Source organism: Mesotoga infera, assembly GCF_900157305.1.
Classification (GTDB): Bacteria; Thermotogota; Thermotogae; order Petrotogales; family Kosmotogaceae; genus Mesotoga; species Mesotoga infera.
Window position 1 is genome coordinate 335,874 of sequence record NZ_LS974202.1, and the last position, 21,955, is coordinate 357,828.

Sequence of the window (21,955 nt, forward strand, 5' to 3'; positions counted from 1 at the left end):
GAGTCAGAGGAGTTCAAGACCTGAAATATTTCACAACCACAAAGCTGTTCGTGCTGGTATCGTTAAGCAAAACGGCAAATTCCGTTATTCCGTACACAATATACGAGGGATCTACGCGTTCGCCGACCCTTACCGTGACCTGCGTTCCGGCCGTATCGAGAACGGCATAATCCACCCTGTTCAATCTGAAATACGCTACATAAGCTATGTTTTCCGCTTCCTGTCCTACTTCGAGCATAGAGCTTATAACCTCGGACGGGCTGGCAAAAAGCGGTGTAAAGTGATCTTGCATCCTGACTGGTTCGGATAAGCTTGAAGTGTTGATCGGCTCAACCCTTATTCTATTGGCCGTGACTTCGGTTATTTCCACAGGTTGAAGAAGGAAAGCGAGCAGAACGCCACCCATTACTAAGGCGCAAATCAAAACGACGATTATTACAACCAATTTCTCCATACCATCAATCCTATCCTAAAAACTTCCGGTGATAGAGACATCTGCTCTCAATTCTATCATAATGTTAGATGGCAGAGTTGACTCCGGTAGTATAGGGAAACCCAGATTTGATCTTAACTCCAGCTTATTTATTGTTATCCTGGGTTCATTCACTAGCATCTCCACAAGATCGAGAATATCCCTCGACCTGCCAGATATGGAAATTCCCTTGTAATCACCCGGTTTGTTAGAAATACCCAGAATTTTCTGGAGATCGCCGAGATAACTCCTCGTACTCATTGAACCTATTGTTTCATTTCTAACCCTTGTGAGAAGCTGAAACTCGAGAAAAGCATTCTCGAGCTCGTTCACCTCCATCAGAAGAGTCGTCGTGTTTTTAAAGGCGTTGTACGAATAGACAACAACCAGAACGGAGAAACCAATCACAGCAATTAGTACCAGAGCTCCAAACAAGAGCTTTGCGTTGATACCTTTTCTGTCGAGAAAGGTCAGTTTCCTTTTAAGGTGTTTCTTGAAGTCCTTATGAATATAAAATTCACTGGACTCCAGGGTTCCGGTTTCGGATTGATCGGAAAATTCTATCACTTTGAAATCAAGATCGTCGTTCTCCTTTTTCATTGTTTATCACCCACTTCAAGGTCAATAATCTGAAGGGTGTAAAGGTCCGCGAATTCTAGGTTACCTCGCACATTGGGAGTTGACAGCAAAACCGGAGTGCTCGATGGGGTAGGGAAGGAGACTTTGTTTCCATCGTATATCAGATAATAGAAGGCGTTACCTTTACCATTTTCGAAATTCACCCTGGTGAGAATGGTCTTGACTGCATTTTCATCATTCAGAAAGGTGTTTAAAGTTCTGAAGACATTCATTTCAAGAGATTTTCTCTGAACATGTGTTCTAAGATCCCTTACCTGCATTGAAAGTCTGTTTTTTGAGTTTATGTATTCCTGCTTTTTATCTCTTATCGTTTGAATATCCTGCCTGAGATTACCCGTTAGGTATGTTCCGGTGTTATCGAAGAGAAAGCCTTTCAATCTCGAAATCTGCCTCAGTCTGAATTCGAAAGCCTGTGAGGCCAAAAAGCGCGCTCCTACGACCAGAACTACAATGAGCAATAGTATGATCAAAGCATTTCTAAGCCTGCAAACTCGTTTCTTCTTTGAATACAAGTTTACGTCTACCAAGCTGCTCACCACCCCTCATGAGAAGTCCGGCCGTTGTGTAAGTAATTCCTATCGTTTCTTTTATCTTCAAAGGTAGGACAAGAACACCGGTATCCCCCCCGAGCATTCTCTGGAAAGCCCTGCCGTATACGGCAGTAGAAAGGCTTGATTGACCGACCACGAAAAACTTGCTGAAAGATGCCTCATCGGCAGCCGAAGTGTTTGGAGAACTCGATAGGGTATTGGTCAAATACATCCTCAACTGGTAAGATATCATACTCTCGAGCTGTTCCGACGCTTCCTCTATGAGTGAATCGTAATAAGCTTTTGATCCTGTGAGAAACTCCCTTTGAATATCCGTGTTCGGAGAGAGCGAATCATCTTCCCTGAATTTACCTGCCACATCAGAAAAACCGCCGTTTATGTAGTTCAGCCCCACTATTTCATCACCCTTGAGCATCACCAGAAGAGAGTAATCGCTGTCAACCATAAAGAGAACGTAATTGCCCTCTAGCGCGTCCATTTGAGCAATTTTGAAGATCTGAAAAGGCTTCACATCAACAACGTTGGGCTCTGGGAAGCCACTTTGTCTGAGATTGCTTATGAACTCATCTAGTACCTTCCTGCGGGTAATGACAAAAGCCGGCACGATTCCGCTTTTAAGAGCGGTCAAGGAATTTAGGCATGCCACACTGACTTCGTCTGGCGGCAGAGAGAACTGGGAGGCCGCTTTGTAGCTGGCAACATTGAGAAGGTTCTTCATGGATTTGACCCTTGGAACTTCGAGATGCTGGAAAACGACGTTCTTTGGATGAAAGCTCGTTACAAAAATCTCGTCGGAGGGAAGAGAATTGTACTGCATGAAGATCCTGACAGCTTCATCCAAACTCTTTGGACCTGTTTTTAAAACCGAAAAGACAGGCTTCAAGTAACGGCCTTCGACTACAGCCCTGGCTATTTCGGTATAACCGTCATCGATGTTCAGTGCCGTTATCATGGTCTGGAACATTCGCTTCACTCCCCGAATCGTTGCTCAGTATGTCACCTTACCCGTTACGGGTTGTATCGTAAGAACAGTATCATTCTCAAAGTATAGCGTTGTCGAACCACTGAGTATCGCTATCGAACCTTCGCCATTGAAGATTATCCTGAAGTCCTCCAGATTTTTCCACAGACAGTTCTCTAGCAAATCCCCGGTGTTCGAGTAAAGCTTTCGCTGCCTGTAATTATATATTAACTCAACGGTCTTAGATCTTCTGACAGCCTTCAGTCTCTGGTTTTCGAGAAAGCAATCGAGTTCCACCTTACTCAACTCTATCGACAAATTGGAGATCGCTTCTCCCGAAAAAGCCATTATACAACCCATACATATGCCGACTATGGCCAGACAACATACAAGTTCCACTACACTCATCCAATACTCTGCTCCATCGCGAATATCGTGTTGTACATGGTGTAAGCCAGAAACCCTATAAATCCTCCTATGAATATGATCATAATAGGCTCTACAAGGGAAACAAGTTTCTTAAGTGAGCTCTGAACCTGCGTGTGATAGAAGTCGGCCACCTTAAACATGACCTCGTCGAGCTTTCCTGTTTCCTCGCCCGTCGCGACCATACTAACCACAATCGCCGGAAAGACTTTCTGCTGGCCCAGAGCAACGTGGATGCTTTCACCGGCCTTGATCTGGGAAATCGAAATCTGTATGGCGTGCTCCAGAGAAGGACTCTGAGAGACCTGACCGGCAAGTTCTAGTACCGTCGGTAAATCGACACCACTGGCAACCAGAACCGCGGTCGTTCTGGTGAACCTTTCCATGGCCGTCATGTTTCTCAACTTTCTTATAGGAGGTATGATTTTTCCAAAGATTTCTTTGACATAGTTGCCGTATTTACTTTTAAAGAAAAGCCATCCACCGACTAAAATACCGACCAGTCCAAGCAGAATGAAAAGCCAGTGAGATTTAAGAATACCATTTATGCCCAGAAGAATCCCCATCACTCCCGTTGGCTTGAAATTACCTCCGAAAGCGCTGATCAGGTTGGGCAATATGAAAAAAGAAATTATTCCCACGATACCGACCGCGAAAACCATCATGAACAGTGGATAGGCCATTGCAGATTTTACTTCGTTCTGCAATTCGACCATGCCTTCGTAGAACTCTGAGACTCTCTGGAGCGATTCGTCCAGTACACCTCCGGTCTCCCCCGCTTTAACCAGGTTGGTGAAAAGAGGCTCGAAGACTCCAGATTTTTCCAGCGATTCGTTGAAACTCATACCGCTCTCTATATCCAGAATAACTCTGTTTATAATTTTCCTGAACCTTCGGCTGAAGAGCACTTGAGTTGAAAGAACCTGAAGCGCATCCCTTATTCTGACCCCTGAAGAAACCATTGTCGATAGCTGCCTCGCGAATAGACTAACCTCTTTAGGAGAAAGAGGAAAGATCGAAGTACGCACATTGTTCTGAGATGCGATCGGCCTTATTGCGCTCACCGTGTAACCTCTGCCCGAAAGGATTTGAAGGGCATCGAGTTTGGAGTTGGCGGTCAGCTTTCCTTTTTCGGGTTTACCCTTACTGTTTATGACTTCGTATCTAAAGTCAGGCATTGATATCTCCCACCCTTCTCAGAAGACAAATCGCCTGCGACTGTACGAATCCGGCACCGCTTCCATTTCCGGACTTAGGCTTTACGCTCATGATTTCACTTGAAACCTTCAGCGCCTGCGCGATGCTCTCTTCGATTTCCCCGACAAGTTCGGACAATCTCACCTCTTCTATAACCACTACCGAATCGATGTTTACTATCTCCCATGAATCCATCAATCCAGTTCGAACTTCGGCCAGAAATTCTATACTTCTCCTACCCTTGTTCCTTTCGTTTTCTGGAAACCAGAGTCCTATATTACCGGCTTTGACCGCCCCGAGAATCGCATCGACAATCGCATGAGATAAAACATCACCATCTGAATGACCGTGAAGGTAAAATTCGTCGGATACCATCACACCACCAAGAAAAAGCCCCTTGTTACCCCTCGCTATTGGATGAACGTCGTAGCCTATTCCAATCCGGTACATTATATTAACCTAATAGGCATTATAATATAAGTATAACCCTGAACATCTATGGGGTTGATCTGCAGCGGACTGTTGGAATCGACAAAATTCAACTCCACCTCTTCTGTATCGATTTTTCTCAAAGACTCCGAAAGAAACCTCGGATTGAATGCTATGACGAGGTTATCGCCTTCTTTCTTTCCTTCTATCTCCTCGATCGCTTCACCGTGGTCGGGGCTGCGCGCAATTATTCTTAGAAGCTCGTCCTTTATGTCGAGCTTGATGGAATCAGAACCCAGCCTGGCGGCGATCGAGGCTCTTCGAACGGCGTCGGAGAGATTTGAAGTGTACAACCGGACTCTCGACTTGAAGGATTTTGGGAGAACTCTCTTGTAGTCGGGGAACTCGGCATCGACTACTTTGGAAACCATCTCCGTTCCATCGAAGTAAAACCCCACCCTGCTGCCATCGTAAACAATCTTCATTTCATCAGACATTGCGCTTTTCATACTATTCTGAAGGTCTCTCATGCTCTTGAGTGTCAGAAGGAAGTGATCGTCAACGCTAACATCTATTCTCTCTTCTGCAAGCGCCATTCTGAAGCCATCGGCCGCCACGAGGCGTAGAAAACCTCCCTCGAATTCCCAGTAAACACCGTTGAGGTTTCTCATAAACTCATCTCTTGCGGCGCAGAATATTACACGATCGATCATCAGTTCTATTGCGGAAACGGATACTACGAACTCGACACCACCTGTAGTTGTTTCCACATCGGGAAACTCTTCGGGATCCATAGTGGGTAGCGTGAATCTGCTCTTACCGGCTCTTATGATTAGATTCGTCTCTTCAATCTCGAATATTATCTCTCCCTCGGGTAGGTTTCTGACTATCTCGAGAGCCACCTTCGCATCGACCACAAAACCATCCTGCCCATCGATATGTTTGGCCTTCACTTCCGTCTTAATTGCCGTCTCGAGATCGGTGGCCGTAAGCTGAACGATGGACTCGCCTTTCACGGAGAAATTTATCCCCGAAAGTATTGGCTTGACCGTCTTTGAAGCGGCGGCACCTGAAACAGCTTCAAGTCGCGTGAGTATCTCGTTGCGTTCAACCACAAAGTTCATCGGTACACCTCCACTTAATGGGCTTTTGATAAATTATAACATCTGTATGGCACAATAATTATCGATAATCCGCTCATCAGTGGTAGATGGCGGTTATAAGGAGGGATTAATGAAAATAAAAGATCTTCACTCCTGGAACGTGGGTAGAAGTGAAGCCATTGAAATACAGAGACTTCTGAGAGAGAACATCTTAATAAAGGAAAACCCTATCAGACCTTCTCTGGTTGCCGGGGTAGATCTTTCCTTCCCGGACAAAAATATAGGTCTGGCAGTTGTCACAGTCTTGAACTTCCCGGAACTTGAATTGATGCAATACTCGTACCATGTTGGAATTATCGAAAGACCTTATATCCCCGGTCTCTTGTCTTTCAGGGAAGGACCGGTGATAATAGAGGCCCTAAAAAACACCCCGGAAGTCGATCTCGTTTTTTTTGACGGCCACGGAACGGCTCACCCCAGAGGACTAGGTATCGCTTCTCATATAGGACTTTTTCTGGAAGTCCCCACGATAGGAGTGGCAAAAAAACTCCTATACGGGAAGTGCGACCTCCCTGGGAACTCCCGGGGCGACATTTCACCCATACTCTCGCCGGCCGGTGAGTTGATAGGCTATTCTTTGAGAACGAAACCAAAAGTAAAACCGGTGTATGTCTCTCCCGGAAATGGACTTTCTATGAAGCAGGCACTTGAATTTTCTTTAAAAGCCACCGGTATCTACAGATTGCCAGAACCGACCAGACAGGCCCACATACTTAGTCAGAAGCTCAAAGGTCAACTCAATCTGTAGAAGACTATCGAAGCTGCACCGGTTATACCGGCGTTTTCAACCAGCTCGCTGAGGTTGACCTGGAATGTATCGCTGAAAGACGGCATTACGAATCGCGGTAGTTTTTTTCTGATTCCATCAATTAGGATACTTCCGGCTCTGCTCATACCCCCACCGATTACGATATGTTCGGGATTGAAAATGTGTACGAAATTACCGATCGCGGCGGCCAGCGCATCCGTAACTCTTTCAACTATCATAGAGGCTGCGAGGTCTCCCGCCTTGGCACAATCGAACACAACTCTGGCCGTAAGCTGTGGAGCCTGGTAGATGAGCGATTTCGAAAACCTCTTCGAATACTCTCGCGCCATATTTACAACCGCTGTTGCCGACGCTAGAGCTTCCAGACACCCATGCGAACCACAGCCACACAATGGACCTCCTATCTGGACTATGGTGTGGCCAAGTTCACCGCCGTAGCCATTCTTGCCGGTCATGAGAGTCCCGTGGGTTATCACCCCACCGCCCACACCCGTTCCCAGCGTCAAACCGATCATGTGTTTGCAACCTTTGAAGGCACCGAAGGCCCACTCCCCGAGAACAAAAGCGTTGGCGTCGTTCTCTACGAAAGTTCTTATACCGGTCAGCTTTTCAAGAATGACGGTCAATTCGAAGCCAGACCAGTCGGGAAGGTTTGGGGAGAAAAGCACGGTACCGGTTTCGTGATCGATTGAACCTGGCGAACCAACGCCAATGCCGATAATCTCACCAACAGAGCTCCCAGTCTCCATTATTAACTGCTTGATAGCTTCCGCAATACGTGTCACTACCGCTATTCTTCCTTCGAAAACCTTGGTGGGTATTATACTCTTGGAAAGTATCCTTCCGTTCTCTTCCACAATGCCTATTTTGGTCTCGGTTCCACCAAGATCGACTCCGATTACCAGATTCGACATTCAAATCAACCTCGTTCAGTATTGTTTTTTCTCCATTTCGATAAGATCCAGGAACTCTTCGTTGCTGGCAGTCCCTCTCAATTTGTCCATGATCAATCTCAGCCCTTCTTCTTCAGACATGGCCGACAACATACGCCTCAACACCCACACTTTTCTCAGAATATCCTGCGGAAGAAGCAGTTCCTCTTTTCTAGTACCGGAGAGAGTCAGATTGATCGCGGGGAACATTCTCTTGTTGGCCAGTTGCCTGGAGAGAACGAGTTCCATGTTTCCGGTGCCTTTGAACTCCTCGAAAATCACTTCGTCCATCTTGCTTCCTGTTTCTACCAAGGCCGTTGCGATTATAGTGAGGCTTCCGCCCTCTTCTATGTTCCGGGCGGCACCGAAGAAATGCTTGGGCTTGTACAACGCCGATGGATCCACTCCGCCCGAGAGAAGCTTTCCACTGGGGGGGACGTAAAGGTTGTAAGCCCTGGCGAGTCTGGTGATACTGTCCAGAAGGATCACCACGTCGTAGTTGAACTCAACCAGCCTCTTCGCCATTTCCAGAGTCATTTCCGCAACTTTTATCTGTTTTTCGGGATGCATATCGAACGGAGCGGCAAGAACGTGCGCGCTGGTAGTTCTCTTGAGGTCCGTCACTTCCTCGGGTCTTTCATCGATCAGAAGTATTATTCTGATTGTGTCGGGATGGTTTTCGGCGATTCCATTTGCCAGTTCTTTCAGAAGCACCGTCTTTCCGGCTTTGGGAGGAGAAACTATGAGACCTCTCTGACCCTTCCCGATTGGAGAAAAGAGATCGAGCATTCTTGTGCTTAGAACGTGCGAATCCGATTCCGATATTAACTGTTCTTCCGGAAATATGGGGGTCAGGTTCTGGAAAGTGATCCTTTCGGCAGCGAAGTTGATGGCCTTATGGTTGATCGCTTCGATTCGGAGAAGGGCAAAGTACTTTTCCCCTTCTTTCGGTGGTCTCACCTGACCGGCAACGGTGTCTCCACTGGTAAGGTTGAATCGTCTGATCTGCGATTGACTGACGTAGATATCGTTCGAACTCGGCAACAGATTGTTCTCAAGAGTTCTCAGAAAGCCGTAACCACCATCGGTGATTTCCAGGACTCCCTGATCGAAGAAGTATCCATAGGATTCTGTCTGAGCCTTGAGAACGGCGAAGATGAGATCCTTCTTGGCCATTTGCGTGTAATTGGCGACGTCGTATTTTCTGGCCAGTTTGTAGATCTCTCTTATTGGCATGTTCTGAAGCTGGGAGATATCGATTTCGACCTCCCTGATATTGTCTTTGTCTTTCTTTAACTCTTTCAGCTCTTCAGGGGCTTCTTGCCTGGGGCTCTCGCTGACCTTTTCAGGTTCTTCGGCCGTTTCTAGCGTCTCCTCTTCGGTTGCCTTTACGACTTCGAGCGGTTCCACTACGGGTTCAGCCTTCGAGACTTCGGAAAGAATCTCTTCTTTGGCTTCTACTTTTTCCTTTTCTTTGGATTTTGAAGTTGTTCTTCTTCTGGTTGGTTTCTTTTCTTCCTTTTCAATTTCTTCGATCGGGTTTTCTTCACTCTTCTTTTTTCTTGGACTCAAATCAAACGGTACACTCGATCTACCATTCAGTAAGAATGTACCTACCCTCCTTCCGTGTAGTAGGGATTCAGTATCAGTTGGAGCTATTGAACAAAAGAAAGCAAAGGAGACCTACCTCCGGTAAATCACTCGCGACCGCGATACCGGTTTTGCCCGACATGTTTCGATCTGCTAAATAAAAAATCTTGTTCCATGATACCGCAGAGATCGCCACAGCGCCGTGTCAACGGTTTTCACAAATCAAATCAAATACTCTGAAGGTAGAGGATCGGCAATTCCTCCCTTGGATCTGTCCAGGGCCTTCCTTGCCGAAATTATCGCGAGAAACATCAGTATCCGTCAGCAATAATATACCATTTAAGAAGCGGAAAACAAAGCTTACGAGCGTTGCTTTCTTTCGTATTCCTGCCAGTCGTTCTGGAATCTCCTCAACCCGTTGTCAGTCAACGGATGGTTGAAAAGTCTCAACAATACTTCATAAGGGATGGTTGCGATGTCCGCGCCGATCATAGCCGCTTGAAGAACATGTCTTGGATGTCTCACACTTGCAACTATTATCTCCGTCGCGAAACCGTAGTTACCGAAGATTTCATTCAGCTCGGCAACCAGTTGCATTCCGTCGTTTCCCACGTCGTCCAGCCTTCCAACGAAGGGGCTGACATAGGTTGCGCCGGCTTTGGCCGCCAGAAGTCCCTGTAACGAACTGAAAATAAGAGTGACGTTCGTCTTTATTCCTTCTTCGCTGAGAGCTTTCACGGCCCTTATCCCGTCGGGCGTCATCGGAATTTTTACTACGACATGTTCGTTGAGAGAGGCCAGCTCTCTTGCCTGAGATAGCATATTGTCGAAATCGGTCGCTATAACTTCGGCAGAAACGGGACCCTTTACGGCTTCACATATCTCCACGATGCGCTCTTCGAACTTCGCATTTTCTTTCGAAATCAGCGTTGGATTGGTAGTAACACCGTCCACAAGTCCTAATTTCATTCCATTTCTTATCTGTTCGATGTTCGCAGTATCGAGAAATATCTTCATGTACCACCTCGCAAAAAATGGCTACCTTTCGGTAGCCATCACTTCGTCTCTTTCTTCTCCTCGCTGTCCACAAGCTGGAGGACGGCCATCTCGCTGGCGTCTCCCCTTCGCATGCCCAGTTTAACAATTCTGGTGTATCCACCGTTTCTGGTCAAGTATTTCACTGCAACTTCATCGCAGATCTTCTTTACAAGCTTCCTGTCGTTGAAGTTCCTGTTTATCTCTCTTCGAAGGGCAAGATTTCTGGACTTGAGTTCCATGGCTTCTGGGCTTCCAGTACTCTTCGTACCCAGTTCCTGGGTTATCGTGGTAGCCTTCTTCGCCCTGGTAATTATAGATTCCACGAACGGTCTCAGCTCTTTGGCCTTGGTGACCGTAGTGACAATGGTACCGTGTTCGAAAAGTTCTCTGGCCAGATTTTTCATCAGAGCCACTCGCTGGCTGTGGGGCATATTCAATCTGGATCCACTTACTCTATGACGCATGGCTAATTGACCTCCTCACCATCATTCTTTCTTGAGTATGATGTTGAATTTGTCACGCAGTTTCTTGACAACCTCCAGCATCGATTTTTCGCCGAAGTTCCTGATCTTCAGCAAATCAGCTTCTGTTTTGTCTATCAGATCTCCGATAGTGTTTATCTTATCTCTCTTCAGACAGTTCAGGGATCTAACCGAGAGATCAAGCTCTTCAACTCTTTTAGAGGTGAGCGGATTGGAATCGACCTCTTCAGTTTGCGGAGATTCGCTCGCCATCTGTGCTTCTTCCTGTATCAACTCTTCCTCTTCCGGTTCAACAGGGGTAACAGCCGAAACCTGATTCTGCTGACCCAGGCCGTTCGAGACAACTTCGAAATGTCTGGTAAGAATATCCGTCGCACGGAGCAAGGCCTCCGACGGTTTGATAGACTTCTTCGTCCAGACTTCGAGTACCAGCTTGTCGTAGTCCGTTCTCTTTCCCACACGAACGTTCTCTGTCTGAAAATTCACCTTCAGCACAGGACTGAAGATACCATCTATATAGATCATCTCAACATCGTGATCGATCTCCATCTCTGAAACCGGTACAAAGCCCTTACCGATTTCCGCGAAGAGTTCGATATAAACTATCGAATCAGTATTGAGCGTTGCTATATACTGAGAAGGATTCACCACTTCCACACCGGTCGGCGTCTTGATGTCCCCGGCCGAAACAACTCCCGGTCCGACTTTTTCTAGAGTGAGTTTCACGGGGTCGGAGAACTCCAGAGCAGGTTTTAACTGGACTTTCTTCAGGTTGAGTATTATCTCCAGGATATCCTCTTTCACACCCTCAATCACATCGTACTCATGGTACTTACCCGGAATCTTGAGTTTGGTTATAGCCATACTGGGTATCGATGAGAGAAGCACTCTCCTCAACGAATTACCGATGGTGATCGCGTAGCCCCTCTCCATTGGAGAGAGTACGAACCTTGTGTAGTAGCTATTTTGATCTTCCTTTTCCTCTTCGACTCGCAGGTTCTTGGGCATTATAGATGCTATCATAGTTCTCGCCCAGCTTTCGGGCACACACCTCCTTTCAAGAAGGTTAGAATCGGTTTACTTGGAGTAGAGTTCGATAATGGACTGTAGATCAACAGGAATCTCCACTTCTTCTCTGGCCGGATACCTGAGATAAGTACCCTTGAAATCCTCGTAATTGACTTCTAGCCATGGATATGCCGCTCTTTCTTTGGCAGCTTCTACTGCCTCCTTAACTGGCAGTACCACCCTGCTCTTTTCCTTAATTTCCACAACATCACCGACTCTTAAGTTGAAGGAGGGCTTGTTCACTCTTCTACCGTTCACCATAACGTGTCCGTGGCTAACGAGTTGCCTCGCCTGTCTCCTGCTAGAGGCAAACCCCATTCTAAAAACGGTATTGTCGAGCCTCGACTCGAGTATCTTCAAGAGCGCGTTACCCGTTTCTTCCTGTTTTCTTACAGCCATTTCGAAGTATCTTCTGAACTGTCTTTCGAGGACTCCGTAAATCCTCTTGACAACCTGCTTCGACCTGAGCTGCATTCCGTACTGAGTCAGTTTGCGAGTAGAAGCTCCGTGCTGCCCCGGTGCCACCGGTCTCTTGATTTGGCCGCATCTTGGAGAAAAACATCTCTCACCTTTTAAATATAGTTTGAAACCTTCACGACGACAGAGTTTACAAACAGGTCCTGTATATCTGGCCATTCAATTCCCTCCTCAATTACACTCTTCTTCTTCTTCTTGGTCGGCAACCATTGTGGGGCAATGGTGTAATATCCTTCAGCGTCTCGATGGTCAAACCTGCCGCCTGTATCGTCCTTATGGCCGCCTCACGACCGGAGCCCGGTCCCTTAACTTCGATTCCAACCCTGGTGATACCGAGTTTTATAGCTTCTTTAGCGATTTTATCGGCGCCAAGTTGAGCCGCATACGGAGTTGACTTCTTCGAGCCTGAATAACCCGCCGTCCCGCCGGACGTCCACATAAGTGTGTTTCCATCAGGATCGGTCAGGGTGATTATGGTGTTATTGAAAGAGGATTTTATATGTACAATCCCTTTGTCTGAAGTGAGTTTTCTTCTTTTCTTGGCTGCTGGTCTCTTTGCCATTCGATATACCTCCCGCTGATTTTCTAGCTCTTCTTACGGATTTTGCTCGATCTGGAACCCTTTCTGGTTCTTCCATTTGAATGAGTCTTTTGACCCCTGACAGGCAAACCATTTCTGTGCCTGTAACCCCTGTAGCTGCCTATCTCGATCAGTCTCTTGATCGAGCGGTCAACCTCCGTTCTCAATTCACCTTCGACCTTATAGTGTTCGTTTATGAACTTCGCTATTTTACTGACTTCTTCGTCGGTCAGATCCTTCGCCCTTTTGTCGCCGTCGATTTCCGTTCCGGCAAGAATCTCATTAGCTCTTGTGTACCCTATACCGTAAATATAGGTCAGGGCAACGAAAGTCTTTTTATTGTTAGGAAGTTCAACACCGAGAATACGTGCCATCTATTTTCCTCCTCAACCCTGACGTTGATTATGTTTGGGATTTTTCTCGCAGACTATTCTTATTCTCCCATTGCGCCTTATGATCTTGCAGTGTTCACATCTCTTCTTTACCGAAGCGCGGACTTTCAATTCGTTTCTCCTCCTTTGTCTATCCTTTTTCGATAAACAATTCTTCCTTTGGTTAGATCGTAGATCGAGACCTCTACTACGACCCTATCGCCGGGGATCAACCTGATGAAGTTCTTGCGCATTTTTCCGGAGATGTGAGCGAGAACGGTGTGTCCATTTTCCAGTTCGACCCTGAAGGTTGCGTTGGGCATAGATTCAAGCACCGTTCCATCCATCTTTATGATATCGCTTTTGTCCGACATCAGTGATCCTCCTCACAGTCTCGAAAGAATTCTGGGACCGTCTTCCATTATGGCTATGTCGTGTTCGAAGTGTGCCGCACGCGAACCATCAGCCGTAACGGCTGTCCATCCATCTTCCAGGAGTTCCACATCGTAATGGCCACTAGCAACCATCGGCTCGATCGCAAGTGTCATTCCGACCCTCAACAACATTCCGCTGCCCTTTCGACCGTAATTTGCGACCTGTGGATCCTCATGAAGGCTTGTACCTACTCCATGCCCTACATAGTCCCTAATTACGGAAAAGCCAGCACTTTCAACACAGGTTTGAACGGCATTACCGATATCACCCAGACGGTTACCGGCCATCGCCATTCTTATTCCTTCATATAATGACTCCTCAGTTTTCAGGAGAAGTAATCTATCTTTCTCGTTCAAAAACTCACCCACAACGAAAGTCTTTGCGGCATCACCGTAGTAGCCATCCTTCACGACTCCGCAATCGATAGATACTATGTCGCCGGCCTCAAACACCTTCTCTTTCAGGGGAAATCCGTGAATAACTTCTTCGTTGACCGACACACACAGAGTGTACGGGTACCCGCCGTATCCCTTGAAAGCAGGCGTGCCGCCTTTTTTTGCAATCAACTCGGTCGCCACCCGCTCCATATCATAAGCGGTTGCTCCAACCGATGCGTATTCTGAAAGAGTGAAAAGGACTTCTGCAACGATTTTGGCAGCAACTTCGATTTTACCTATTTCCTCTGGAGATTTCAACCTGACCATATCAAACATTCCCCAGAAGCCCGAAAATCTCTTCGGCCACTTCATCAATATTGCCTGAACCATCGATATCGAGAAAGAAGACTTCACTGTTGGAATAATAGTCGATCACGGGAGCTGTTTTTTCGGCATAAACGCGGTATCTAGACCTCACAGTCTCCGGAAGATCGTCATCTCTCTGTACCAGTTCCGAGCCGTCGACATCGCACAGCCCATCGATTTGTGGTTTGATAGTGAGTAAATTGTATACCTTGCCACATTTCGGACAGACCCTTCTGCTGGAAATCCTGTTAACCACTACTTCTTCGCTGGAATTCACCAAAAGCACAACATCGATTTTCCTGTCGAGCTCTCCAAGCATCTTATCCAAAGCTTCGGCCTGTTCGACAGTCCTTGGAAACCCATCAAGTATGAATCCATTCTTCGCGTCCCCTCTTGATAATCTTTCCTTCACCAGACCAATCATAAGGGTATCAGGAACGAGCAGCCCTTTTTCCATAATCTCTTTGACCTTCAGCCCAAGGTCGTTGCCAGCAGCCACGGCTTCCCTCAACATATCTCCTGTGGATATGTGCGGAATATTGTATTTATGGGCTATTCGCTTTGCCTGTGTCCCCTTACCGGCACCGGGAGGACCCATCAGAACGATATTCATTCTTACCTCCTTCCACGGAGTTTGCCTTTCTTGACAAAACCCTCATAGTGTCTGACCATGAGGTGCGTTTCCATCTGCTGTAGTATGTCGATGGCAACACCGACGGCGATCAATGTGGATGTTCCGCCTATCGCCAGACCTCTTATTCCAAAAACGCCGCCTATTACCAGAGGCAATAAGGCGATCACGACCAGAAACACGGCTCCCATGAAAACGACGCGGTTCAGAACTCTTTGTATGTACTGCTGGGTAGAGAAACCCGGTCTTATTCCAGGGATATACCCTCCATAGTTCTTGATATTATCCGAGACTTCCCTGACATCGAAAACGAGCGAGCTGTAAAAAAAGGTGAAGAAGAACACCATTCCACCATAGAGGAGTATATAGAGTGGCGAGGTTTGAGCGAATAACGTTTCCATAATGCTTCTACCGCTGCTTCCGACCGGGAAAGCTGTGGCGATGAATTGCGGAAGCATCATTATGGCCGAACTGAAAATGATCGGGATGACTCCACCCTGATTGACCTTTATCGGGATATGTGTGGAGACTCCACCGTACACTCTTCTGCCCGTCACTCTTCTGGCATACTGAACCTCGATCCTTCTCTCACCCATCTGGACGTAGATTACCGCCACCACTGTGAAAAGAGCGATCGCCAGAAGTATTGCCCACTGCAAGGGTGACAGTGATACAACGATCTCTGCTATGGAGGCCGGGTATCTCGCAACTATTCCACCGAAGATCAATACCGAGATACCGTTTCCAATACCCTTCTCAGTTATTCTTTCACCCAACCACAGAAGGAACATCGTACCTCCGATCAGGGTGGTGGTGGCCAGAATTACAAACAGAAATCTGCTAGGTAGTGCCATAATCGCTCCGTTAGAGGAAAGACCGAAAGATATCAGGAATCCTTGAAGACCCGCAAGTCCAATTGTTAGATATCTGGTATAGCGAGCGTACTTTTTCTTACCTTCTTCTCCTTCTTTGAGCATCTCCTTAAGACTGGGGACCACGGCAGTCAGAAGCTGCAGCATGATCTGGGCGTTTATGTAAGGGGTAACGCTCATAAGGAATATAGAAAACTGTTCCACAGCACCGCCGGTAAAGACATCGAAAAAGCCTATGAATCCACCGGCTCCTCCCTGTGAAAGAGTACCGAAATACGTGGCCCAGGCCTGAATATTGATGCCCGGTATCGGTATATAGACTCCAAGTCTAAAGACTGCCAATGCCAAGAAGGTGAAGAGAATTCTATCTCTGAGCTCTGGTATCTTGAACGCGTTCTTCAGGGCATTCCACATTTTCAGATCACCTCTGCCTTTCCACCGGCAGATTCAATCTTCTCTTTCGCAGAAGCGCTGAAAGCGTTGGCCTTTATATTCAGGGATTTCGTTATCTCCCCTCTGGCCAGAATTTTCACTCCGTCCTTGAGGTTCTTCAAAATCCTCATCTTCAAGAGTATTTCTGGCGTAACTTCGCTTCCACTCTCGAATCTCTCTTCCAGTATCGAAAGGTTGACAGTCGCATATTCAACGGCGTCTCTATTCTTGAATCCTTTAACAGGTATCCGCCTGAAAAGAGGTGTCTGTCCGCCTTCGAAGCGAGCGGAGACCTTTCCTGTTGCCCTGCCCTGGCCTTTGTGACCTCTAGTAGCAGTTTTACCCATACCCGAACCGGTACCGCGCCCTATTCTCTTGCTTCTTTTTCTCGAGCCGGGAGTCGGTTTTAAATCGTCAATGTTAAAAGCCATCTTCTTACCCCCTTCAGTCCGCTAACTCTTCAACAGCCAGGAGATGCCGAACAGCGTTTATCATGCCTCTGATCTGGGGCGTATCTTGATGAACCATCTCGCTGTCCAGCTTTCCGAGCCCCAGGGCTTTGACCGTCTTGAGCTGTCTTCTGTTATAGCCTATGGGACTTTTCACCAGTTTGACTCTTATACTCTTTGCCATCACTGACCATCCTCCTCACCAAGGCCATGGAAAACGGCTTTGAGAGAGATATCTCTCAGCTTTGCAAATTCCTGAGGGGCCCTCAAGCTTATAAGACCATTCAATGCAGCTCTGGCCATATTCAGAGTGTTAGAAGATCCGAGAGACTTCGTCAGAATGTTTTTCACTCCGGCAAGCTCTACCACTGCACGAACGGGAGAGTTCGCTATAATACCGGTACCGGGACCGGCCGGTTTCAGCATTATTCTGGCCGAATCCTGTTTTCCCACGGTTTCATGAGGTACGGTTTCGTTTCTGATAGAAACTTCGACTATGTTCTTCTTCGCCTCAAGAACGGCTTTTCTTATTGCTGTAGGGACTTCCCTTGCACTTCCAATACCGAGACCGACCTTGCCCTCACGGTTACCGACGATCGCAACGACTCTAAAGGAAAGGTTCTTTCCTCCGGCCACGACCTTCGTAACTCTTCTTATCTCAATTATTCTTTCTTCAAATTCGTTATCTTCCACCTGTTTTTCGACGGGAGCGTTCCTGGATGTTCTCGGATTTCTCCTGCCTTCACGGGAGGGTCTAGAACCACGGTCGTTCATCATTTCTTCAGACATTTAACAACTCACCTCCTCAGAACTTCAGTCCGCCTTCGCGGGCACCATCAGCAAGTGATTTGACTCTTCCGTGGAAATTGAACCCACCACGATCGAAGACTACACTTGAAATCCCCTTCTCCAGGGCTTTCTTTGCAAGAAGCTTTCCAACCTGGCTCGCCGCTTCAACGTTCCACGGTTTCCCCGTGGAGTCTCTCATTTCCCTGTCGACGGTAGAGGCAGAAACCAAAGTTATCCCTTTTGTGTCATCTATGAGCTGGGCATAAATATGCTTTTCGCTTCTATAAACTGCCAGCCTTGGCCTTTCGGCCGTACCGGAAAGCTTCGCCCTAACACGAAGATGTCTCTTTTGTCTATGTTCTTTTTTATCTTTATGCTTAAACATTCCAGCAGCCTCCTCGATCAGACCTTCTTACCGACTTTTGTCCTGACGGTCTCACCCTTGTAGCGTATTCCCTTGCCGGAGTAAACTATCGGTATTCTCCAGCGTTTGATATTAGCTGCAACCTGTCCCACGAGATACTTATCGAATCCCCTTATCACCACCGATTGGGGGTTAGGTACTTCAAAAGTAATCCCCTGCGGAGGATCTATCTCGACAGGGTGGGCGTAACCGAGGTTCATCAACAGTTTCTTTCCCTGGAGCTGGACACGGTAGCCTACTCCAACTATCTCCAGTTCCTTGACGAAACCCTTGGTAACACCGAGCACCATGTTGTTTATGAGAGACCAGAAAGTACCCGCGTATTTGGCAAGCCTCTTATGATCGCTCTTTCTAATGATTAGATCTTCGTTTGTCTTGACCCAGATCTCTTTTTCGTTGCCTTCGATCTTGACAAGAGGAAGGATCTCCTGCTTCAACTCTCCCTTAGGGCCTTTGACGGTGATCACGTTGTCTTTTATGCTATGAGTAACACCCGCAGGAAGTTTGATTGAATGCTTCAGAAGTCTTGACATCTAAATCCCTCCTTACCAGACATAGCAGATGACTTCGCCACCGACACCCATAATGCGTGCCTGCTTGTCGGTCATCACACCGCTGGAAGTACTGACGATTGCTATTCCCATTCCTGATTTCACCTTGGGCAGTTTGTCTCTGTTCACGTAGATTCGTCTGCCAGGCTTGGATATTCTTACTATCCCGGTGATAACGTTGACCTTGTTCCTGCGGTCTCCCTTATACTTGAGAAAAACTTTCAGAACACCCTGCTTGCCATCTTCGATATATTTGTAGTCATCTATATAACCTTCAGCCTTAAGAATGTCCAGTAGTTTCTTCTTCAGGTTCGAAGCTGGTATGTCCACACTCTCTTTGAAGGCCGCATTTGCGTTTCTGATTCTTGTGAGCATGTCGGCTATGGGATCACTCCACATTACATTTCCCTCCTCACCAGCTTGCTTTCTTGACACCGGGGAGTTTTCCCTCGGAAGCCAGCTGTCTAAAGCAGACTCTGCACAGCCCAAACTCTCTGTAAACAGATCTGGGCCTACCACAAATGCTGCATCTATTGTACTTTCTTACCTTGAACTTGGGTTCGCGTTTCCACTTCTCGATAATAGATTTCTTAGCCATGCCTTACCTCCTTATACCATGGCCCTTTTGAAAGGAACACCCAGAAGAGCCAAGAGCCTTCTGGCCTCTTCATCGGTTCTGGCCGTGGTCACCACTATTATGTCCATTCCCTGTACCCTCTTCACCTGATCGGGCACGATCTCGGGAAAGACTAGCTGTTCAGGAAGTCCCAGAGCGTAGTTTCCTCTCCCATCAAAGGAATCTGGATCGACACCTCTGAAGTCTCTTAACTTTGGAAGGACGATGTTTATCAGCTTGTACAGGAAGTTGTACATTCTCGGGCCTCTCAAAGTGACCTTCAATCCTACTGGCATTCCATCACGGAGCTTGAAATTCGCAATGCTCTTCTTCGCTCTGGTGATGACGGGTTTCTGGCCCACTATGTTGGTCAGCTCTTTTCCGTGAATCTCGAGCAGATCTGCGTTCCTAGAACCTTCGCCGATACCCATATTTACAACGACTTTATAAACTCTGGGAACCTCGAGCTTGTTTTTGTAACCAAACTCTTTGGTCATGGCGGGGATCACTTCGTTTTCGTATCGCTCTTTCAATGGGATATATTCGTATGCCATCAACTACTCCTCCCCATCAAACCTTGTCGATTATCTCGCCGCATTTTTTACACGCTCTTACCTTTTCTCCATTTTCGAGTATCTTATGGGCGATTCTCGTAGGCTTATCACAGTTGGGGCAGACAACCATCACTTTAGAAACATAGATCGGGGACTCCCTCTCTATTATTCCACCTTCTCGATACTGGTTTGTCGGTCTCTGATGCTTTTTTGTGAAATTGACTCCTTCGACAATCACTTTCTTTTCGGAAGGATATGTCTTCAGTACTTTTCCCTTTTTGCCTCTGTCTTTTCCAGATATGACCATGACCAGATCGTCTTTCTTCACTCTACTCATTCAGATCACTCCTCACCAGACTTCCTGGGCCAGAGAAGCGATTTTGGAAAAACCTTTATCTCTGATCTCTCTGGCAACAGGTCCAAAGACACGTGTCCCTCTGGGCTGGTTTTGTTTATCGATGATCACCGCGGCGTTATCGTCGAAGCGGATATAAGTGCCGTCCGGTCTGCGTATCTCCTTGGCTGTTCTCACCAGAACCGCTCTAACTATATCGCCTTTCTTGAAGTCCGTGTGAGGTGCCGCATCTCTGACGGCCGCAACAACAATGTCACCGATCGTTCCCGATCTCTTTCTGTATCCTCCGGTAACCTGGATCACTTTTATGACCCTGGCGCCCGAATTGTCGGCGACTTTGAGGTAAGATTCCAGCTGAACCATTATTTCTCACCTCCGAAAGCGCCTTCAACGTCCTCGGGAGTTTCAGGAATATCTCCGGTGTAGATATCTTTCTTTAGAACACGTATCAACTTGAATCTCTTCATCTTGCTGAGAGGTTTGCATTCTTCGATCTCAACAGTGTCACCCATTCCTGCCAGACCTTCAGGATCGTCTGCGTGGTACTTTTTCGTCGTCTTTATAGTCTTTCCGTAAAATGGATGAACGTGCGTTCTCGTAACGCTCACCACTATGGTCTTTTCCATCTTGTTGCTCACTACAGTTCCTATCAGTGTTTTCCTTGGCATGGCGGACTTACCTCCTTATCCCCAGTTCACGACCACGCAGGATAGTCTTTATCCTCGCTATATCGCGCTTGACCGAAGTAATCTGGGAATGGTTCTTCAACCTGTTCATCTCTAGCTGGAACCTGAGGTCCATCAGCTTTCTTTTCGAGTCTTCGAGCATCTGAAGTAGTTCCTCGTCTGTGAACTTTTGCAGTTCAACCGGCTTCATCAGAGCTCACCTCCTATTTGATACCTGGGGACTATCTTTGTTCTTATGGGTAACTTCGAAGCCGCCTTTGCCAGAGCTTCCTTGGCAAGCTGATCGGAAACTCCACCGATCTCGAACATTATCTTACCCGGCTTTACCACGGCAACCCAGCCTTCGACGTCTCCCTTTCCCTTTCCCATTCTCACACCGATTCCTTTGGAAGTTATGGGCTTGTCGGGAAAAACACGGATCCAGAGGTTTCCGCTTCTTTTTAGAGTCCTGGTTATCGCAATTCGGCATGCTTCGAGTTGCTGAGCAGTTATCCAGTGAGGCTCCAGAGCCTTTATGCCCCATTCGCCAAAGTGAACAAGCGTTCCACCCTTAGCATTCCCATTCATCTTACCTCTCTGCTGTTTCCTGTATTTTACCCTTTTGGGCATTAACATTATGAACTACCTCCCCTCTTGCAATTACACCTGCACGTCGCCTTTGTAGATCCATACTTTTACTCCAATGATGCCCATCTTCGTAAAAGCAGTGGTGTAACCGTAGTCCAGATCAGCTCTGAGGGTCTGGAGAGGAAGTCTTCCTTCCAGGTACCACTCTGTCCTGGCGATATCGGCCCCGTTCAATCTACCGGAGACCATGATCTTTATTCCTTTTGCCCCTTTACGCATGGCCGTGAATATGGCTCTCTTCATGGCTCTTTTGTAAGAAGCTCTCTTCTCTATTCTCGATGCAATGTCCTCAGCGACGAGTATCGCATCGGTTTCGGGTGTTTTCACTTCTTCGATATTCAGCTGAAACTGCCTGGTTATAAGCTTTTCCAGCTTCTGTCTGAGAAGCTTGACCTCGCTACCCTTCTTTCCTATCATCACACCGGGTCTTGCGCACCTGATAGTGATTACCACTTTGCCCGGTTCCGGCCTCTCTATGTATATCTCCGACACACCTGCGGCCATATAGTTCTTCTTGAGAAAGCCCCTGATCTTGAGATCTTCGAGGAGATATTCCTTGTAATTCTTCTCGTTTATCCAGCGTGCTTTCCAATCTTTACTGACACCAAGCCTGAATCCATAAGGATGTACCTTCTGACCCACTTAT

Annotated in this window: 36 protein-coding genes; 1 reads left to right on the forward strand and 35 read right to left on the reverse strand. The window is 47.1% G+C overall.

What is annotated here, in order from left to right; genetic code table 11:
• Positions 1-13: 13 nt before the first annotated feature.
• The 8 genes from MESINF_RS01515 to dnaN are packed head-to-tail and all read right to left on the reverse strand — an operon-like array spanning position 14 to position 5,799.
• Positions 14-454: an alpha/beta hydrolase gene (locus tag MESINF_RS01515; RefSeq protein ID WP_169698202.1), complete on the reverse strand. Its 441-nt coding sequence runs from the start codon at positions 452-454 to the stop codon at positions 14-16.
• A gap of 15 nt (positions 455-469) precedes the next feature.
• Positions 470-1,072 carry a hypothetical protein gene (locus MESINF_RS01520; RefSeq protein WP_169698203.1) on the reverse strand — a complete coding sequence of 201 codons (603 nt, stop codon included), beginning with the start codon at positions 1,070-1,072 and terminating at the stop codon, positions 470-472.
• Positions 1,069-1,647 carry a hypothetical protein gene (locus tag MESINF_RS01525; protein ID WP_231936803.1) on the reverse strand — a complete coding sequence of 193 codons (579 nt, stop codon included), beginning with the start codon at positions 1,645-1,647 and terminating at the stop codon, positions 1,069-1,071. Before MESINF_RS01525 ends, MESINF_RS01520 begins: the two co-directional genes overlap by 4 nt.
• Entirely contained in the window at positions 1,589-2,626 is a 1,038-nt protein-coding gene (locus MESINF_RS01530; RefSeq protein WP_169698205.1) for a hypothetical protein, read from the reverse strand. Before MESINF_RS01530 ends, MESINF_RS01525 begins: the two co-directional genes overlap by 59 nt.
• 24 nt (positions 2,627-2,650) lie before the next feature.
• A complete protein-coding gene (locus tag MESINF_RS01535) occupies positions 2,651-3,031 on the reverse strand; it encodes a hypothetical protein (RefSeq protein WP_169698206.1) in 381 nt (126 codons plus the stop codon).
• Complete coding sequence (locus MESINF_RS01540) at positions 3,028-4,227, reverse strand: type II secretion system F family protein (protein ID WP_169698207.1); 1,200 nt, start codon at positions 4,225-4,227, stop codon at positions 3,028-3,030. The genes MESINF_RS01535 and MESINF_RS01540 overlap by 4 nt, the downstream gene beginning before the upstream one ends.
• On the reverse strand, positions 4,220-4,696 hold the full coding sequence (locus MESINF_RS01545) for a 2-C-methyl-D-erythritol 2,4-cyclodiphosphate synthase (RefSeq protein WP_231936804.1): 477 nt from the start codon (positions 4,694-4,696) through the stop codon (positions 4,220-4,222). Before MESINF_RS01545 ends, MESINF_RS01540 begins: the two co-directional genes overlap by 8 nt.
• Positions 4,696-5,799: a DNA polymerase III subunit beta gene (gene dnaN, locus MESINF_RS01550; protein ID WP_169698208.1), complete on the reverse strand. Its 1,104-nt coding sequence runs from the start codon at positions 5,797-5,799 to the stop codon at positions 4,696-4,698. Before dnaN ends, MESINF_RS01545 begins: the two co-directional genes overlap by 1 nt.
• Positions 5,800-5,908: 109 nt before the next feature.
• Here dnaN and MESINF_RS01555 point away from each other — a divergent pair, with 109 nt between their 5' ends.
• Positions 5,909-6,586, forward strand: coding sequence for an endonuclease V (locus MESINF_RS01555; RefSeq protein WP_169698209.1), 678 nt, complete (start codon positions 5,909-5,911; stop codon positions 6,584-6,586).
• Here the strand turns inward: MESINF_RS01555 and MESINF_RS01560 are convergent.
• From MESINF_RS01560 to rpsC, 27 genes are all read right to left on the reverse strand, one after another.
• Positions 6,571-7,521, reverse strand: coding sequence for an ROK family glucokinase (locus MESINF_RS01560; RefSeq protein ID WP_169698210.1), 951 nt, complete (start codon positions 7,519-7,521; stop codon positions 6,571-6,573). The genes MESINF_RS01555 and MESINF_RS01560 overlap by 16 nt on opposite strands.
• A 15-nt stretch (positions 7,522-7,536) precedes the next feature.
• A complete protein-coding gene (rho, locus tag MESINF_RS01565) occupies positions 7,537-8,775 on the reverse strand; it encodes a transcription termination factor Rho (protein WP_408631266.1) in 1,239 nt (412 codons plus the stop codon).
• 714 nt (positions 8,776-9,489) lie between these two features.
• Positions 9,490-10,146: a fructose-6-phosphate aldolase gene (fsa, locus tag MESINF_RS01570; protein WP_169698212.1), complete on the reverse strand. Its 657-nt coding sequence runs from the start codon at positions 10,144-10,146 to the stop codon at positions 9,490-9,492.
• Positions 10,147-10,184: 38 nt separating this feature from the next.
• On the reverse strand, positions 10,185-10,631 hold the full coding sequence (gene rplQ / locus MESINF_RS01575; RefSeq protein WP_169698213.1) for a 50S ribosomal protein L17: 447 nt from the start codon (positions 10,629-10,631) through the stop codon (positions 10,185-10,187).
• A gap of 21 nt (positions 10,632-10,652) precedes the next feature.
• Complete coding sequence (locus MESINF_RS01580; RefSeq protein WP_169700752.1) at positions 10,653-11,672, reverse strand: DNA-directed RNA polymerase subunit alpha; 1,020 nt, start codon at positions 11,670-11,672, stop codon at positions 10,653-10,655.
• A gap of 54 nt (positions 11,673-11,726) precedes the next feature.
• Positions 11,727-12,353: a 30S ribosomal protein S4 gene (gene rpsD, locus MESINF_RS01585; protein ID WP_169698214.1), complete on the reverse strand. Its 627-nt coding sequence runs from the start codon at positions 12,351-12,353 to the stop codon at positions 11,727-11,729.
• 16 nt (positions 12,354-12,369) lie between these two features.
• The gene (gene rpsK / locus MESINF_RS01590; protein ID WP_169698215.1) at positions 12,370-12,756 is read right to left on the reverse strand and encodes a 30S ribosomal protein S11; all 387 of its coding nucleotides are present in this window, start codon (positions 12,754-12,756) and stop codon (positions 12,370-12,372) included.
• Between the two features lie 23 nt (positions 12,757-12,779).
• A complete protein-coding gene (rpsM, locus tag MESINF_RS01595; protein ID WP_169698216.1) occupies positions 12,780-13,148 on the reverse strand; it encodes a 30S ribosomal protein S13 in 369 nt (122 codons plus the stop codon).
• Positions 13,149-13,160: 12 nt separating this feature from the next.
• Positions 13,161-13,277 (reverse strand): 50S ribosomal protein L36, encoded by a 117-nt coding sequence (gene rpmJ / locus MESINF_RS01600; protein ID WP_169698217.1) that lies wholly within the window; start codon positions 13,275-13,277, stop codon positions 13,161-13,163.
• Positions 13,274-13,519: a translation initiation factor IF-1 gene (infA, locus tag MESINF_RS01605; protein ID WP_169698218.1), complete on the reverse strand. Its 246-nt coding sequence runs from the start codon at positions 13,517-13,519 to the stop codon at positions 13,274-13,276. Before infA ends, rpmJ begins: the two co-directional genes overlap by 4 nt.
• A gap of 12 nt (positions 13,520-13,531) precedes the next feature.
• Positions 13,532-14,284: a type I methionyl aminopeptidase gene (gene map / locus MESINF_RS01610; RefSeq protein ID WP_169698219.1), complete on the reverse strand. Its 753-nt coding sequence runs from the start codon at positions 14,282-14,284 to the stop codon at positions 13,532-13,534.
• Position 14,285: 1 nt separating this feature from the next.
• Positions 14,286-14,936 (reverse strand): adenylate kinase, encoded by a 651-nt coding sequence (locus tag MESINF_RS01615; protein WP_169698220.1) that lies wholly within the window; start codon positions 14,934-14,936, stop codon positions 14,286-14,288.
• Between the two features lie 2 nt (positions 14,937-14,938).
• The gene (gene secY / locus MESINF_RS01620) at positions 14,939-16,240 is read right to left on the reverse strand and encodes a preprotein translocase subunit SecY (RefSeq protein WP_169698221.1); all 1,302 of its coding nucleotides are present in this window, start codon (positions 16,238-16,240) and stop codon (positions 14,939-14,941) included.
• A gap of 2 nt (positions 16,241-16,242) precedes the next feature.
• The gene (gene rplO / locus MESINF_RS01625) at positions 16,243-16,689 is read right to left on the reverse strand and encodes a 50S ribosomal protein L15 (protein WP_169698222.1); all 447 of its coding nucleotides are present in this window, start codon (positions 16,687-16,689) and stop codon (positions 16,243-16,245) included.
• A gap of 13 nt (positions 16,690-16,702) precedes the next feature.
• Positions 16,703-16,891, reverse strand: a complete 189-nt coding sequence (gene rpmD / locus MESINF_RS01630) for a 50S ribosomal protein L30 (protein WP_169700754.1) — start codon at positions 16,889-16,891, stop codon at positions 16,703-16,705.
• Positions 16,891-17,496 carry a 30S ribosomal protein S5 gene (gene rpsE / locus MESINF_RS01635; protein ID WP_169698223.1) on the reverse strand — a complete coding sequence of 202 codons (606 nt, stop codon included), beginning with the start codon at positions 17,494-17,496 and terminating at the stop codon, positions 16,891-16,893. The genes rpmD and rpsE overlap by 1 nt, the downstream gene beginning before the upstream one ends.
• 16 nt (positions 17,497-17,512) lie before the next feature.
• The gene (rplR, locus tag MESINF_RS01640; RefSeq protein WP_169698224.1) at positions 17,513-17,881 is read right to left on the reverse strand and encodes a 50S ribosomal protein L18; all 369 of its coding nucleotides are present in this window, start codon (positions 17,879-17,881) and stop codon (positions 17,513-17,515) included.
• A 17-nt stretch (positions 17,882-17,898) separates the two neighbouring features.
• The gene (gene rplF / locus MESINF_RS01645; protein ID WP_169698225.1) at positions 17,899-18,453 is read right to left on the reverse strand and encodes a 50S ribosomal protein L6; all 555 of its coding nucleotides are present in this window, start codon (positions 18,451-18,453) and stop codon (positions 17,899-17,901) included.
• Positions 18,454-18,465: 12 nt separating this feature from the next.
• Entirely contained in the window at positions 18,466-18,870 is a 405-nt protein-coding gene (gene rpsH / locus MESINF_RS01650) for a 30S ribosomal protein S8 (RefSeq protein WP_169698226.1), read from the reverse strand.
• A 13-nt stretch (positions 18,871-18,883) separates the two neighbouring features.
• Positions 18,884-19,069 (reverse strand): type Z 30S ribosomal protein S14, encoded by a 186-nt coding sequence (locus tag MESINF_RS01655; RefSeq protein ID WP_169698227.1) that lies wholly within the window; start codon positions 19,067-19,069, stop codon positions 18,884-18,886.
• 11 nt (positions 19,070-19,080) lie between these two features.
• Positions 19,081-19,641, reverse strand: coding sequence for a 50S ribosomal protein L5 (gene rplE, locus MESINF_RS01660; protein WP_169698228.1), 561 nt, complete (start codon positions 19,639-19,641; stop codon positions 19,081-19,083).
• A gap of 16 nt (positions 19,642-19,657) precedes the next feature.
• Complete coding sequence (gene rplX, locus MESINF_RS01665; RefSeq protein ID WP_169698229.1) at positions 19,658-19,978, reverse strand: 50S ribosomal protein L24; 321 nt, start codon at positions 19,976-19,978, stop codon at positions 19,658-19,660.
• 12 nt (positions 19,979-19,990) lie between these two features.
• Entirely contained in the window at positions 19,991-20,359 is a 369-nt protein-coding gene (gene rplN / locus MESINF_RS01670) for a 50S ribosomal protein L14 (protein WP_169698230.1), read from the reverse strand.
• Positions 20,359-20,664, reverse strand: coding sequence for a 30S ribosomal protein S17 (rpsQ, locus tag MESINF_RS01675; protein ID WP_169698231.1), 306 nt, complete (start codon positions 20,662-20,664; stop codon positions 20,359-20,361). Before rpsQ ends, rplN begins: the two co-directional genes overlap by 1 nt.
• Before the next feature lie 7 nt (positions 20,665-20,671).
• Complete coding sequence (gene rpmC, locus MESINF_RS01680) at positions 20,672-20,872, reverse strand: 50S ribosomal protein L29 (RefSeq protein ID WP_169698232.1); 201 nt, start codon at positions 20,870-20,872, stop codon at positions 20,672-20,674.
• Entirely contained in the window at positions 20,872-21,297 is a 426-nt protein-coding gene (gene rplP, locus MESINF_RS01685; RefSeq protein ID WP_169698233.1) for a 50S ribosomal protein L16, read from the reverse strand. Before rplP ends, rpmC begins: the two co-directional genes overlap by 1 nt.
• Positions 21,298-21,321: 24 nt before the next feature.
• The gene (rpsC, locus tag MESINF_RS01690) at positions 21,322-21,951 is read right to left on the reverse strand and encodes a 30S ribosomal protein S3 (protein WP_169698234.1); all 630 of its coding nucleotides are present in this window, start codon (positions 21,949-21,951) and stop codon (positions 21,322-21,324) included.
• Positions 21,952-21,955: the final 4 nt, after the last annotated feature.